The sequence below is a fragment of the Halanaerobium saccharolyticum genome (assembly GCF_004362045.1).
In the GTDB taxonomy this organism is placed as follows: Bacteria; Bacillota; Halanaerobiia; order Halanaerobiales; family Halanaerobiaceae; genus Halanaerobium; species Halanaerobium saccharolyticum_C.
This window is the reverse complement of record NZ_SNWX01000014.1, coordinates 1-12,165: the sequence shown is the minus strand read 5'-3', so window position 1 is coordinate 12,165 and position 12,165 is coordinate 1. Positions and strand designations below refer to the sequence as shown.

The window sequence follows — 12,165 nt, the reverse complement described above, 5'->3', positions numbered from 1 at the left end:
TTGTCTGAATTTAATTTAGAAAAAGAATATGAAATTGTATTTAATAATACTCAGGATGCACTCTTTATAATGGAAGTAGATGAAAATAAAGACTTTCGTTTTCTTAAATTAAATCCGACCCATGAAAACTTAACAGGTTTAAAAACTGAAGAAATTGCAGGGAAAACACCGGTGGAAATTCTGGGGCCAGAGCTTGGTAATCTTGTAAAAGAACGCTATCAAAAATGCCTGAATAAAAAAGAAACTGTTACTTATGAGGAAGTTTTAGATTTACCCGGTGGTAAAAAAGTATGGTCAACTAAGTTGAGCCCTGTTATCGAAAACGGAGAAGTTACCCATATTGTAGGTAGTGCTCGCAATATATCAGAGAGAAAAAAGTTAGAGGAAGAAAAGAAAGAACTAAGCAGAAGATATAAACTGGCTACAAGCGCTGCCCAGATAGGTGTCTGGAAGTTAGACTTAGAAACTGATGAGTTAATTTGGGATAAATATATGCTTGAAATTTATGAGATAGAGGCTGATGATGGTTATTCATATAAGAGCTGGACTGAACATATTTATTACAAAGATAGAGAAGAAACTTCCCATAAATTTAAGCAGGCAGTAGAAAACAACGAAATTTTTAATCATGAATTTAGAATAAAAACAGAATCTGGTAAGCTTAAATATATCAAAGCTTTTGGAAGACCAGTTTTAGATGATCAGGGTCAGGCAACTGAAGTAATAGGTGTTAATTATGATATTACTGAAAGAAAAAAATACGAAAAGAAATTTAAAAAGATCTTTGATGAGTCATTATTTGGTTTAGCTTTAGTTGATCCGGAAACAGCAAAAGCTGTTGAGTTTAATAATACTGTCTGTGAAATGCTTGGTTATACAAAAGAAGAATTTGCTGAACTTAGAATAGAGGACTATGAGGCCTTAGCAGATCAAGCTGAAATCCGTAATAAATTAAGAAAAATTAAAGCAGGCGGTAAGTTAAAATTTGAAACCAAACACAAGAAAAAAGATGGCTCAATAATTGATGTTTTAATAAAAGCGAGTACTATTAATTTAGATGGAAGCGACTTGATTCAAATTGTATATGTTGATATCTCAGAAAAAGTAGAAGCTTTAAATAAATTAGAAGAATACTCTAAAGAATTGAAGTTAAAAAACATTGAGTTAGAACAGGCTCGGGATAAAGCAAGAGAGGCTTCGAAAGCTAAATCAGAATTTTTATCAACGATGAGTCATGAGATTAGAACTCCGATGAATTCGATAATTGGAATGGCAGAACTGCTGCAGGACACAGATTTAAGTGAACAGCAAAAAAAATACGTTAATATTTTTCAGAATGCTGGCGAAAGCTTGTTAACTTTAATTAATGATATTCTTGATCTTTCCAAAATCGAAGCGGGTAAAGTAGAAATTGAAAAGAAGGAATTTAATTTAGTCAGTACAGTGGAAAATGTTGCAGAGATGATTTCGGTTAGAGCCTATAAAAAGGGATTAGAAATGCCTTTGAGAATTTCTTCTGAGGTGCCTGAATGTGTAGTCGGTGATCCAGAGCGTTTAAGACAGATTTTAATTAATTTACTGGGCAATGCTGTTAAGTTTACTGAAAGCGGTCAGATCTTTTTAGATTTGAGAATTGATACTGATTTTTCCGAACAGGGGAAGAAAAAGGTCATTTTCGCAGTTAAAGATACCGGTATTGGGATAGCAGAAGAAAAACAAAAAAATATATTTAATAGTTTCACTCAGGCAGATGCTTCCAGCACTCGTAAATATGGTGGCACAGGTCTTGGCCTTACTATTTCAAAACAGTTAGTAGAATTAATGGGGGGAGAAATCTGGCTGAAAAGCAGTCCAGAGCTGGGGAGTACTTTTTATTTTTCTCTGCCATTTGAATTAGTGAGTGAAAAAAGTGAGCAAACAGAAACTAAATCGCAGCAGTTTAGTGACTTGAAAATACTAACTGTAGATGATAATCCAACCAATATTTTTATTCTAGAAGAAATACTGGCTGAAAAAGGGGCAGAAGTTAGTACTGTCATGAGTGGCGAAGAAGCAGTGAAATCTATGTCAGAAAGCATAGAAATTGGTGATCCTTATCAAATTATTTTAATGGATAACTTTATGCCTAAAAAAAATGGTCTAGAAACGGCGGAAGAAATTAGAGAGAAATTTGATCTAGAAAATTTACAGATAATTATTATTTCTTCAGATTTTGAAAACAAATATCTGGAAACTAACAAAGATTTTATTGATGATTATATGATGAAACCAATTAGAAAAAAAGAACTGTTTACTTTGCTTGAAAAGGCGGCTGGACGGATTCATAAAAAAGAAGAAAATAACGGTATTAAGATTGGTGGACCTGAGCCTGAAAAAGAAGTTTCTGATCCAACTGCTAATAGAGATAAAAAAATATTAGTTGTAGAGGATAATCCGGATAATCGCTTTTTAATCAAAGCCTTTTTACAAAAAAAAGATTATTTACTTGAAATGGCAGAAGATGGACTTGAAGGTATAGAAAAATTTAAAAATAACAGCTATGATCTTGTTTTAATGGACATACAGATGCCGGAAATGAACGGCTATCAGGCTGTCAATAAGATTAGAGAGTGGGAAACAGAAGAAGGATTTTCTAAAACTACAGTAATTGCTTTAACAGCTTATGCTTTAGATTCTGATAGAGAGAGAGCTTTGAGTGAGGGATTTGATGATCATTTGACTAAGCCAATTAAAAAGGGTAAATTGTATGAGATGATAGATAAATATATTTAAAAGGGAGATATGAGCGGACACCCTTCCATGGAAGCTTATATTGAAGAGGGGTATGAGATTATTACTCTTTAGGTTATATATTTTCCTATCAAAGTTTTAAAAACCTGCCGGGAGGCGGGTTTTTCTGTTTTAATATCAAAATAGGGGTGTTCAGAGGTGGCAACTTTATGCTATAATCAAAACAGTAATTTAACATTTATAAATAAATTTTCTGGAATTGGGGGCGATAAAGATTAATAATTATGATGTACTGGGTAGTTTAAATAATTTACAGCACTGGATGCTGCTTAATCATAAAAGCCATAAACTTATTTATTTAATTGGACTTCTCTTTTTGGCAGCTTTTATTATTAAGACAATAACTGATAAGTTTAGAATTCCCAGTGTAGTTGGATATATACTTTTAGGCACAGTCTTCAGTCAGAGTGTAGTTAGAAACTTTTCTTTTTTACCGAAAGAATTCTTAGCCTGGCACAGCTACTTACTGAATACCCTGAACTTTATTACTGTTCTGGCCGTATCTTTTATTTCATTTGGGATAGGAACATCTTTATACATCAAAATTCTAAAACAATTAGAATTCGAATTAACCCTGATCGTTATTTTTGAATCAATTGGGGCTTTTATTTTAGTCTCAGGAATAATGCTTTTACTGGGGAAAGAACTTTTTGTGGCAATTTTATTTGGAACCATCGCCACAGCAACAGCTCCGGCAGCCACAGTAATGGTTTTAAAAGAATATGGTATCCCGGGCGAATTTTCGGCGACCTTAATGGTGGTTCTTGCTTTAGATGAATTTCTGGCCTTATTGATTTTCTCTTTTATGGAACCTTTATCATATATTCTGGCCTCTCCGGAAGTGGAATTAACTATAACCAATATGTTGATTGAACCGTTAGTTAGAGTTTCTGCGGCAATTTTGCTGGGATTTGTGATAGGTTATATTTCGCAGCATTTAATGATCAAATGTGATTCAGAAAGCCGAAAAATATTATTAATTCTGGCAACAATAATTGGTGCTACTGCAGCAGCAGTTTTTTTACATATTTCTCCTTTGTTTGCTAATCTGACTGTTGGTTTTGTTTACAGAAATATACCTAAAAGAAGACTGAATGTTTCAGACAAAATAGATATTCTTACTGTACCTTTACTGGCCACATTTTTTATTCTTGCCGGAACGAAGATAGATATCAGCAATTTGTTTAATAAAAGCTTTTTAATTATCGCTTTTGCCTACACACTTATGAGGATTATTGGTAAGGTTGGAGGAGCTCATCTGGGAGCAAAACTGTCATCAGCCCCTAAACATGTGGAAGATTATATTGGACTGGGTTTAATACCACAGATCGGAATTACAATAGATCTGGCGTTTATAATTCAAAAGGATTTTATCCATATCCAGGGTGATGTTGCGAATATTTCTATGCTGATTTTAAATGTAATCCTGTTTACTTCAATTTTTACAGAAATCTTTGGTTCACTGGCAACAGAATATGCTTTGATTAGATCAGATGAGATGAAATCACAAGATAGCTGGAGTTTTTTGAAGGGAGAATAATATTGTTAAGTATTACAATCGGTTTTATAATTTTAATCACCTTGATAATCATCAAGGTGAGCATAGTTGTGGCAGCACCTTTAGCCTCAACTGTAATTTTATACTTAAATAACTTAAACATACTGGAAATACTAAACAGCCAGTATCTACCCGGATTTGCAGGTTTTGTGCAGGATTATTTATTTATTTTTCTCTTAAGTGCCCTGCTGGGTAAAATTATGGAAGAGTCAGATGATGCTACTTTTATTGGCGAATTTGTGCTGGATGTCCTCTCCCATAGATATGCGGCAGTAGGCATCTTTTTTGCCAGTGTGCTTTTATCAATTGGAGGTATTTCAGCATTTGTTCTGATTTTTACCATTTATCCAATAGCTAAGGCTGTATTTGAGGAAGCGGGATTATCCAAATCCCTTATTTTAGCCTCAATAGCCGGCGGAAATGTAATAGTTGGTCTATCTTTACCGGGGAGTCCCCAGGTTCATAATTTAATAATGATGGATTATTTAAACACCTCCGCTCTGGCCGGTCTCAGTTTAGGTTTAGTAAGTATTTCAGTTGGAGCAGCAGCTGCAATTATTTATTTAAGATACAGGAGCAAATCACTGCTGGCTGAGAGTAAAAATAACTTTAAGGACAGCATTTTAAAGAAACCGGAATTATCAAAACTGCTCAACTTTTTGACAGCTATGCTGCCGCTGCTGACTGTCTTTATTTTTCTGGCGGTTCTGTCCAGACCACCGGTTGTTGCTCTTTTGCTGGGAGTTGTACTTTCAATTATTAAAAACTTTCGGAAAGTTAATCTGCTGGAAATTTTGAATGAGAGTATTTCAAATGCTGTCTTACCGCTGATGTTTGCTGCTTCTGCGATGGGATTTGGGCAGGTGATTTCTTCGCTGCCTGTTTTTAAAGATTTCCTGCAGACTCTATTAAATTTACCCTTAAATCCCTATCTGCTGGTGGGGATCATTACAAATATAGCTGCAGGACTACTGGGCAGTGCTTCAGGTGGAATGCTGTTAACTTTGAGTACTGTGGGAGAAAATATTGTGCAGCTGGTGGATCCCCAAAAATTACATAGAATTGTAATCATTGCCTCAACGGGGCTTGATACTCTGCCTCATAACAGTGCCTATCTGGCAATGCTGGCCTATACCGGGCTTAAATTTAAAGACACCTATTTTGATTATTTTATGGTTACTGTCCTGGCACCACTGCTTTCTTTTAGTGTGGCAGTATTATTTACTATTATTTTTTAAATACCATACGTTAGGTACCAGATACCTAAAAAATATAGTACCAAAAAACAAAAACAGAGGAGTGAGCTAAATGAAGACAATTCGCAAGTACTTATATTTCAACACAGATGAGAGAGTTGAGCTGATTAATATTACCAATCAGGTGCGAAAGGTTTTAAATGAAAGTGGAATTCAGGAGGGATTATGTCTGGTAAATGCAATGCATATTACTGCCAGTGTATTTATTAATGATGACGAAAGTGGTTTACATCAGGATTATAAAGAATGGCTGGAAGAACTGGCTCCTCATGAACCAATTTCGCAGTATGCTCACAATGGTTTTGAAGAAAATGCAGATGCCCATCTAAAAAGGCAGATCATGGGTCGAGAGGTTGTAGTTGCTGTTACAGAAGGCAAACTTGATTTTGGTCCCTGGGAGCAGATTTTTTACGGAGAATTTGACGGTCAGCGGGAAAAAAGAGTCCTGGTCAAGATTATTGGAGAATAAAATTTTAATATAACTATAGGACGGAATGATATTATGGAAAAAGAAGAAGTTAAAAAAGTGAAACTTGAGAAATATCTGGAGCAAATTCGCAGCAGTCTGGCCGGGCAGGCAGACCCCGAAAAAGCAGAAGGAATGGCCAGCTATATGAGGGGTCAATTTACTTTTTACGGACTGCGGGCAGCTGAGAGACGTAAGATTTTAAGAAAATATATGCGGCAGAAAAACAGACCAGATTATAGCCAACTCGAAACGGCCGTAAAAAAACTATGGCAGCTGCCAGAAAGAGAATTTCAGTACTTTGCTCAGGAATTAATTTTAAAATATGAAAATGAATATACAGAAGATATTATAAATCTTTTTGAGTATATGATCACCAATAAATCCTGGTGGGATACAGTTGACCATATAGCCAAAAAACTGGTGGGGGAATATTTTATGCTTTTCCCTCAAAAAAGAGATGAGAAAATAAGAGAATGGCTTGACTCAGATAATATCTGGCTGCAGCGGACAGCTTTATTATTTCAGCTGGGTTATAAAGAGGAAACGGATGCCCAGCTTTTATTTGATATAATCGAAGAGCTAAAAGAGATAGATGAATTTTTTATTCAAAAGGCAATCGGCTGGGCATTAAGAGAATATTCCAAGACTGAACCGATAGCAGTTGTTAAATTTACCAACACTCATCAACTATCAGCCCTGTCAGAAAGAGAGGCACTAAAGGTAGTTAGAAAAAACAAATAGTCTATTATCAATCACCTTTGAGATAAGGTGATTTTTTTAACGTTAATCTTGACAAAATAAATAGGTTTAGTTATAATAATCATTGACTGAGCTTGATAATCAGTCTCAACTAAAATTTAGGAGGGTTTATTTTGTTAAATAAAAAGAAATACATATCATTATTTTCATTAGCATTAATTTTGACGGTTGTTTTTAGTTTTTCAGTGATGGCAGAAACAAGAGTTATAGAACATGCAGTGGGTAAAACCGAGATAGAAGGTACACCGCAGAGAATTGTTACCCTTTATCAGGGGGCAAATGATGCTGCAGCTGCACTGGGCATAACTCCAGTTGGAATTGTTGAGTCCTGGGTGGAAAAACCTGTCTATAAATATTTAAGAGATGATTTAAGCCAGGTCGATCAGGTTGGTCTGGAGACTCAGCCAAATCTGGAAGAAATAAATAAATTAAATCCAGATTTAATTATTGCTTCCAAAATGAGACATGAGGACATTTATAATTTACTTTCTCAGATTGCCCCCACAGTAATGGAAGAAACTGTTTTTCGTTATCGAGAAACTGTTAAATTAATCGGTGAGGCTGCAGGTAGAGAGAAAAAAGCTGCAGAAGTTTTAGCTAATTGGGATCAAAGAGCAGCAGATTTTAGAGAAAAAATTGCAGCTAAAATGGGAGATAAGTGGCCAATCGAAGTTGCTGTGTTAAATTTTAGAGCTGATCATGCCCGCATCTATTATAGTGGATATGCCGGTAGGATTTTAAATGAACTTGGTTTTGAGAGACCGGAAAAACACAAACAGGATATCTGGGGAGTAAAGCTAACTTCTAAAGAAAGTATTACGGAAATGAATGCTGATGCTTTCTTTATCTTTATGAGAGATGATCAGGCAGCAAAAAACACCTATCAGGAATGGACAGAACACCCGCTCTGGCAGAATCTTGATGCTGTTAAAAATGATCAGGTATTTAAAGTTGACCAGGTTGCCTGGAATATGGCCGGAGGAATTGAGTCAGCTCACATTATGTTAGATCAATTATACGAACATTTTAATCTGGAAGAATAGATTTAATGAAATATATTCTGCGAGACCAAAAAGCAAAACTTAATATATTATTACTGCTGATGGGCATTTTGCTTTTGTTTATTATTTTAAGCCTGGCTGTCGGACAGCACTTTATTTCTGTCAGCAGTGTTTACCAGGCTGTTTTCAACTATGATCAGGAGTCTACCAGGCATTTGATTATTCGCTCCAGCCGCTTAAGCAGAACAGTAATTGCCCTGGCTGCAGGTGGGAGTCTGGCTGTAGCAGGTGCTTTAATGCAGGCTCTGACTGCAAACCAACTGGCTGCTCCCGGAATTTTTGGACTTAACTCAGGTGCAGTTTTCTTACTGGTGATTGCAGCAGCCTTTTTTGGGGTCAGTTCAATGACTATTAGGATCTGGCTTGCCTTTACTGGTTCAATGGCAGCTGGACTTTTAGTTTATTTTATTGCTTCTCTTGGTAGAAATGGCTTATCTTCTTTGAAGATGATCCTGGCAGGAGCCGCAGTAACTGCACTTTTTCATTCTTTTACTCAGGGAATACTTGTGATCAATCAAGAAAGTTTAGAAAGTGTCTTATTCTGGCTGTCGGGCTCAACTGCAGGTAGAGATCTGGAAATGATACTGCCTCTGCTTCCCTTTATTTTAGCTGCAGTAATTCTCTCTCTAATTCTGGCTAAAGATATCAATATTTTATTAATCGGAGAGGAAATGGCAGCTGGACTTGGTCAGAAGACAATAATTATTAAGCTTTTACTGGGTCTGAGCATTGTTATTCTGGCTGGCAGCTCAGCTGCTGCCGCAGGGGCAATTTCTTTTATCGGTTTGATTGTGCCTCATATTGGCCGCTTTTTTGTCGGCAGCAATTACCACTGGCTGATTATCTATTCTTTTATTCTGGGAGCGGCACTGCTTCTTTTTGCAGATATTATTGCCAGAATTGTAATTATGCCGCAGGAGGTTCCAATTGGAGTCATGACAGCTTTTATGGGAGCACCATTTTTTGTGTATATTGTCAGGCGGGGGTTTAAAGTTAATGATTAATGACTCAAAAATAATATCAAAAGAACTTTTAGTGATTTTGACAATGCTGGCTTTAACTCTGCTGATTTTCATTTTGTCTCTGTCTTCTGGCAGCAGTTATATTTCTCCTGCGGCTGTTGTTAAACATTTTTTGCAGCTGGATCAGGGAGAATATAATTTTACAATTAATATTTTACGGCTGCCGCGAACCTTAATGGCTTTTCTGGTTGGAGCAGCTTTATCAGTTTCCGGCCTTATTTTACAGGCAAATATTAAAAATCCACTGGCTTCCCCCGATATTATTGGGATTACAGGTGGTGCTTCAGCCGGAGCAATAATCTATCTCAGTTTTTTTAGCAGTAAGTTTGGAATAGCCGGCCTCCCCTTTGCCGCAATTGCAGGAGCTGCAGTAATCTCATTTTTAATTTATTTTTTAGCCTGGCAGAAGGGTGTAACTTCAATCAGACTGGTTCTGATCGGGATTGGAATAGCAGCAGCGGTTGATGCTCTGGTGACGATGATCATTGTCTTCAGTCCGATCAGCACTACAGTTCAGTCCTATGTCTGGCTGACAGGAAGTATTTATGGTACAAACTGGGATGAACTTTTTCAGTTTCTGCCCTGGGTCGCAGTATTTATTCCTCTGGCTTTTGCTTTTTATAAGAGTTTAAACCTGCTGGCTTTAGGTGATAAGGTGGCAGCAAGTCTTGGTTTAAATATTCAGCTTAATAGATTTTTACTGATGACAATTAGTGTGGCGCTGGCCGGATCAGCTGTGGCCTATGCCGGTGGAGTTTCCTTTATCGGCTTGATAGCACCTCATATGGCCCGCCGTATAAGTGGAAAATCATATTCAAATTTAATTATAATTTCTGCTCTAACCGGCGGAATGATTATGATGGCAGCAGATTTAATTGCCAGAACAGCTTTTTTACCGCTCGATTTACCGGCAGGAGTCTTTGTTTCCGGTATCGGAGCTCCGTTTTTTATTTATTTGCTGTACAGAAATCGCAATAACTTTTAAAGGAGGTAGGACTTTGAGTATTTTAGAAACTAAAAATCTTTCACTTGCCTATGGAGAAGAAACGATAATTGATGATCTGGATCTCAAAATACCGGAAGGGAAAATAACTATCTTTATTGGTGCTAATGGTTCTGGAAAATCAACACTTTTAAATTCGATGGCCCGGCTTTTAAAACCTGCCGCTGGCTTAGTCCAGCTTAATGGAAAAAATATTAATCAGCTTTCTACAAAAGAAGTAGCAAAGGAAATGGCCTTTTTACCTCAGAGCTCTACTATTCCAGAAGGAATAACTGTCCGCAAATTGGTGGAGCAGGGTAGATATCCCTATCAAAAATGGTATCAGAAGCTGTCACAGGAAGATAAAGAAATTGTAGAAAAAGCTTTAACTGATACTGGTATGGAAGAACTGGCAGAGCGTGATTTGAGTTCTTTATCCGGTGGGCAGAGACAGCGGGCCTGGCTGGCAATGATTTTAGCTCAGGATACAGATACAATTTTACTTGATGAACCGACTACCTATCTTGACCTCTCTCATCAGGTGGATTTACTTGATTTATTGTATGAGCTAAATCAAAAAGGCCAGCGCACAATAATTATGGTCTTACATGATCTCAATCTGGCCTGCCGCTATGCTGATCACATTGTAGCGGTTAAAGATAAGGGAATTTTTGCGGAAGGAAAACCGGAAGAAATAATTGATGAACAGGTAATTAAAGAAGTTTTTGATTTAAGCTGTCAGATTGTCTCCGATCCTGTATTTGGAACTCCTCTCTGTATTCCAACCGGGAAGAGTAAGCTGAGCCGGGTTGTTTAAACTTTAAGACTGCAAGGCTGCTGGTGAATTTCAGCAGCTTTGAAATTCTCTTTTTAGAAAAATTTTATTTAAAATGCTTGAAAAGTTAGAAAAATAGTGTTACAATTATAAAAACTCAATCAAGAAAAGAGAGTGTTACTGTTAAATCAGGCATAATCTAGGAGAAAGTATAAGTTCCTCAGCGATCTATATTCATTTTGGGCGAGGACTTTATATTTTTTTCTAGATTTTTCTTTTTGTTGCTTTAAAATGCGATTGGCTACATTTTAGGAGGAATCAGATGTCTGTTAGAGAAAAGTATAAGGTTAAAAAAATATTTAATAACAATGTGATTCTAGCAGAAAAAAATACAGAAGAACAGGAATTTATTCTTATTGCAACCGGGATCGGATTTTCCAGCAAAAAAGGAGATATCTTTACTAAGGATGATTATCAGATCAAAAAAGAATTTGTGCCTTTAAAAGGAGATAAGCGGAACAACTATTTTCAGTTATTAGAAGAGGTTGACAGCAAAATTATTCAGGCAACTGAAGAGATAATAACAATGGTTAATCAGGAGCTGGATGAGGATATAAATCAGTATATCAGGATTGGCTTAACTGACCACATAGCCTTTACTTTAAAGCGGATAAAAGAGGGTCTAGAAATTATTAATCCCTTCTTAGTTGAGACCCGAACTCTTTATAAAAGAGAGTATCAGCTGGCCAAAAAGGCTGTTCGAATTTTAGAAAAACGTTTTGAAATTTCAATTCCTGAGGGTGAAATTGGATTTATTGCTTTTCACATTCATGGAGCCATAAATAACAGTGAGGTTTCCAGAACTGTAAAAAACACTTCTATAATCAAAAATCTGGTGGCAAAAGTTGAAGAGGAGCTGGGGGCAGAACTGGAATATGATAGTTTAAACTATGCCCGGCTGGTAAATCATCTTCGCTTTGCACTGGAGAGAATTGAAAGTCGAGAAAACAATACTAATCCACTGTTAGAGAATATAAAGAAAGATTTTAAAGAAACATACGAAATTGCCGGCAAACTGGCCGCAATAATTGAATCAAGATTTGATTATCAGGTTCCAGAGGATGAGAAAGGTTATCTGGCCTTACATCTGCACCGGTTAAAGAGAGATTTTAATTAGAGGTTTTTTATAAAGATCAAATTATCAAAATAGATATTTATTGAATAATAATAAAAGAATATTCGCTGAGGCATGTTACTGTTAAATCAGGCAAGAGCCGAAGAGAAACTATTACTGATCCACGGGAGTAGTAGATTCTCTTCGGCTTTTCTATTGCATAAAGAATTTGTAAAAATAAAATTACAGCTAAACTGTAATTATTATAGTTTGCCTGGCATGAATATTTGCTAATCAGTGAAAGTCTGATGTGGGGGTTAATAGTGCCAACCGCTAGCTGAAGACAAGGGTGTCCATCGCGAGGTGGAATCTGAAGGAA

Annotated in this window: 10 protein-coding genes; all 10 read left to right on the top strand. The window is 36.4% G+C overall.

What is annotated here, in order from left to right; translation table 11 throughout:
* The 10 genes from DFR79_RS09340 to DFR79_RS09295 all read left to right on the top strand — a co-directional run bounded on the left by DFR79_RS09340 (nucleotide 1) and on the right by DFR79_RS09295 (nucleotide 11,849).
* Complete coding sequence (locus tag DFR79_RS09340) at nucleotides 1-2,772, top strand: response regulator (protein ID WP_133515240.1); 2,772 nt, start codon at nucleotides 1-3, stop codon at nucleotides 2,770-2,772.
* Nucleotides 2,773-3,106: 334 nt separating this feature from the next.
* Nucleotides 3,107-4,330, top strand: coding sequence for a cation:proton antiporter (locus DFR79_RS09335; RefSeq protein ID WP_243727757.1), 1,224 nt, complete (start codon nucleotides 3,107-3,109; stop codon nucleotides 4,328-4,330).
* 2 nt (nucleotides 4,331-4,332) lie between these two features.
* Nucleotides 4,333-5,586: a GntP family permease gene (locus DFR79_RS09330; RefSeq protein ID WP_133515239.1), complete on the top strand. Its 1,254-nt coding sequence runs from the start codon at nucleotides 4,333-4,335 to the stop codon at nucleotides 5,584-5,586.
* A gap of 70 nt (nucleotides 5,587-5,656) precedes the next feature.
* Nucleotides 5,657-6,073 carry a secondary thiamine-phosphate synthase enzyme YjbQ gene (locus DFR79_RS09325; RefSeq protein WP_133515238.1) on the top strand — a complete coding sequence of 139 codons (417 nt, stop codon included), beginning with the start codon at nucleotides 5,657-5,659 and terminating at the stop codon, nucleotides 6,071-6,073.
* A 33-nt stretch (nucleotides 6,074-6,106) separates the two neighbouring features.
* Nucleotides 6,107-6,814 carry a DNA alkylation repair protein gene (locus tag DFR79_RS09320; protein ID WP_133515237.1) on the top strand — a complete coding sequence of 236 codons (708 nt, stop codon included), beginning with the start codon at nucleotides 6,107-6,109 and terminating at the stop codon, nucleotides 6,812-6,814.
* A 131-nt stretch (nucleotides 6,815-6,945) separates the two neighbouring features.
* The gene (locus DFR79_RS09315; RefSeq protein ID WP_133515236.1) at nucleotides 6,946-7,875 is read left to right on the top strand and encodes an ABC transporter substrate-binding protein; all 930 of its coding nucleotides are present in this window, start codon (nucleotides 6,946-6,948) and stop codon (nucleotides 7,873-7,875) included.
* A gap of 5 nt (nucleotides 7,876-7,880) precedes the next feature.
* Nucleotides 7,881-8,897: a FecCD family ABC transporter permease gene (locus DFR79_RS09310; protein ID WP_133515235.1), complete on the top strand. Its 1,017-nt coding sequence runs from the start codon at nucleotides 7,881-7,883 to the stop codon at nucleotides 8,895-8,897.
* Complete coding sequence (locus DFR79_RS09305; RefSeq protein ID WP_243727756.1) at nucleotides 8,890-9,900, top strand: FecCD family ABC transporter permease; 1,011 nt, start codon at nucleotides 8,890-8,892, stop codon at nucleotides 9,898-9,900. The genes DFR79_RS09310 and DFR79_RS09305 overlap by 8 nt, the downstream gene beginning before the upstream one ends.
* A gap of 13 nt (nucleotides 9,901-9,913) precedes the next feature.
* A complete protein-coding gene (locus DFR79_RS09300) occupies nucleotides 9,914-10,714 on the top strand; it encodes an ABC transporter ATP-binding protein (RefSeq protein ID WP_133515233.1) in 801 nt (266 codons plus the stop codon).
* Between the two features lie 280 nt (nucleotides 10,715-10,994).
* Nucleotides 10,995-11,849, top strand: coding sequence for a BglG family transcription antiterminator (locus DFR79_RS09295; RefSeq protein ID WP_133515232.1), 855 nt, complete (start codon nucleotides 10,995-10,997; stop codon nucleotides 11,847-11,849).
* The last annotated feature ends 316 nt before the right edge of the window (nucleotides 11,850-12,165 follow it).

Coding starts and splice junctions, on each gene's coding strand:
- DFR79_RS09325 (WP_133515238.1), top strand. CDS start 5,657: ATGAAGACAATTCGCAAGTACTTATATTTCAACACAGATGAGAGAGTT.
- DFR79_RS09320 (WP_133515237.1), top strand. CDS start 6,107: ATGGAAAAAGAAGAAGTTAAAAAAGTGAAACTTGAGAAATATCTGGAG.
- DFR79_RS09310 (WP_133515235.1), top strand. CDS start 7,881: ATGAAATATATTCTGCGAGACCAAAAAGCAAAACTTAATATATTATTA.
- DFR79_RS09305 (WP_243727756.1), top strand. CDS start 8,890: ATGATTAATGACTCAAAAATAATATCAAAAGAACTTTTAGTGATTTTG.
- DFR79_RS09295 (WP_133515232.1), top strand. CDS start 10,995: ATGTCTGTTAGAGAAAAGTATAAGGTTAAAAAAATATTTAATAACAAT.